At 61.2% G+C, this 1,012-nt stretch carries 1 pseudogene; it reads right to left on the reverse strand.

Annotated features, from left to right (window positions below):
- Positions 1 to 993 (reverse strand): annotated as a pseudogene (locus tag AC07FD_RS07500) (hypothetical protein); the annotation flags it as partial.
- Positions 994 to 1,012: the final 19 nt, after the last annotated feature.

The raw sequence follows: 1,012 nt of genomic DNA on the forward strand, positions 1-1,012 counted from the left end.
GGTCCGCTCGCCATCGCCTGCTTTGAGATGCGCCTCAATCTTATGCTCGACGATCGGCTGAATGTCGTTCAGCAAATTCAGAGCCTGCCTCCGCCGCAGGCTCTTGCGCGGGCTGCGCGCCAGCGGCAGCACGGCGAGGCAGAGATTGCCCATGGTTTCGAGGTTGTTCTCAGCGGCAAAATCAGGGGCACGATGCAATTCCGTAAGCCGATCCAACCCCGGCCGTGCGAGCGAACCGAGATCGTCAAACAATCGAGCCTTGGCCAGCGCCTTGAAAATCACGGCGATGTTCAGAACGTGGGTCTGCTCCAGACGATCACTGGCATAGTGAAGGTAGCGGGCCAGCTGGTGTAGCCGATCCTTCAGCAGAGCGGTCTCTATGATCTCTCCTGTGTCCTCTCCCCTGGCGACACTTCGCCCCAGAGCATTGGCCATCATGCCAAGCTCAGGTGTGGTGAACGTTCCGAATCGTTGGCCTCCGGAGCCCAGTTTGCGCACGATGTCCAGGACTGCCTGGTGGCACGCCGCTGCTTCCGGCCATTTGCTGAAGCCGTTCACAAGGTTCGCCAATCCCTGCGGACTAAAATCAGAGAGCCGGTTGTCACGGCGAAGCACCTCACCGGCGATCGCGACCGTGGCCTTGCTGCAGCCCGTCTCGTCCGGCCACTTGCTGAAACCGTTGACCAGGTTCGCCAGGTGCTGCGCAGTAACGTCAGAGAGCTGGGCTTCGCGTTTGGCAAGGCGAGAGACCTCGCCGGAGATCGCGATTGTGGCCTCGCGGCAGTGCGGCGCTTCCGGCCACTTGCTGAAACCATTCGCCAGGTTCGCCAGATCCCCTTGAGTAAAGTCAAAGAGCTGCACCTCGCGCGAGGTGCGGCCAGCGACCTCGCTGGCGATTGCGACCGTGGCCTTGCTGCAGCCCGTCTCGTCCGGCCACTTGCTGAAACCGTTGACCAGGTTGGCCAGGTTCTGGGGAGTAAAATCAGAGATCAAGGCGCTTTCGGAGCGACGA

It is taken from the genome of Mesorhizobium waitakense (assembly GCF_056431085.1).